The sequence below is a fragment of the Mesorhizobium sp. Cs1299R1N1 genome (assembly GCF_037179655.1).
GTDB lineage: Bacteria > Pseudomonadota > Alphaproteobacteria > Rhizobiales > Rhizobiaceae > Mesorhizobium > Mesorhizobium salmacidum.
This window is the reverse complement of sequence record NZ_JAPYKR010000086.1, coordinates 1-1274: the sequence shown is the minus strand read 5'-3', so window position 1 is coordinate 1274 and position 1274 is coordinate 1. Positions and strand designations below refer to the sequence as shown.

General features: G+C 67.9%; 2 protein-coding genes. Both read left to right on the top strand.

What is annotated here, in order from left to right:
- On the top strand, positions 1–241 hold a 241-nt coding region (gene tnpB / locus O7A70_RS33800), incomplete at its 5' end, for an IS66 family insertion sequence element accessory protein TnpB (RefSeq protein WP_337144202.1).
- A 109-nt stretch (positions 242–350) separates the two neighbouring features.
- Positions 351–1274 (top strand): IS66 family transposase (gene tnpC, locus O7A70_RS33795; protein ID WP_337144203.1); only part of this gene is annotated, 924 nt, incomplete at its 3' end.

Below are 1274 nucleotides of genomic sequence, written 5' to 3'. Positions count from 1 at the left end.
CTCCGGCGCGGTCTACGTCTTCAGGGCCAAGCGCGCCGACCGGGTCAAGCTGGTCTACTTCGACGGCACCGGCGTGTGCCTGCTGGCGAAGCGCCTGGAGGACGGGAAGTTCTGCTGGCCTGCCATCACCGATGGCGTGGTGAGGTTGTCGGCGGCGCAATTGCAGGCGCTCCTGGAAGGGTTGGATTGGCGGCGCGTGCATGACGCCCGCGAGACGCGCGCGCCGGTCGCGGCAAGTTGATTCCATGGGCGGCCAGAGACGCTGGCAAAGCATTGGAATGCATGATTGAATCGGCCTTGTGAGCAACCCGGCCGAGCCTCAAACCAACGATCCGATCGCGCTTCAGGCGATGCTCGCGGCGGAGCGCGCCGAGAACGAGCGGCTGCGCCAGATCATCAAGGAACTGCAGCGCCACCGCTTCGGCCGCAGGGCAGAGAGCCTGCCCGTCGAGCAGCTGCTGCTGGGCCTGGAAGAGGCCGAGCAGGTCGAGGCCGAAGGCTTCGCCGCGGAGGACACCGCCGATACTGCCAAGCGCGAGGCTCGCGCCAGGAAGCGCCGCGCCAACCGTGGGTCACTGCCCGCGCATCTGCCGCGTATCGAGCAGGTCATCGACATTCCCGACAAGATCTGCCCGTGCTGCAAGGGAATGCTGCACGTCATGGGCGAGGATCGCTCCGAGCGCCTCGACATCGTGCCGGCCCAATTCCGCGTCATCGTCACGCGCCGACCGAAGTATGCCTGCCGGAGCTGCGAGGAGGTCGTGGTGCAGGCGCCCGCAGCGGAGCGCCTCGTCGAGGGGGGCATCCCGACCGAAGCGACCGTCGCCCACGTGCTGGTGTCGAAGTATGCCGACCATCTTCCCCTGTATCGCCAGGCGCAGATCTATGCCCGGCAGGGCGTGAACCTGGATCGGTCCACGCTCGCCGACTGGGTCGGCAAGGCAGCCTTCCTGCTCCGGCCGATCCACGAGCGGCTGTTCGAGCGGCTGAAGGCGTCCGGCAAGCTCTTCGCCGACGAGACCACGGCGCCGGTGCTCGATCCCGGGCGCGGCCGCACCAAGACGGGCCAGCTGTTCGCCTATGCGCGCGACGATCGCCCTTGGGGCGGGATCGATCCACCTGGCGTCGCCTATCTCTATGCGCCCGACCGCAAGGCCGAACAGCCACTGCGGCACCTTCAGGGCTTCGTCGGAATCCTGCAAGTCGACGGCTACGCCGGATACCGGGCGTTGGCCGAGCGCAATGCCGTGAGCCTGGCGTTCTGCTGGGCGCAT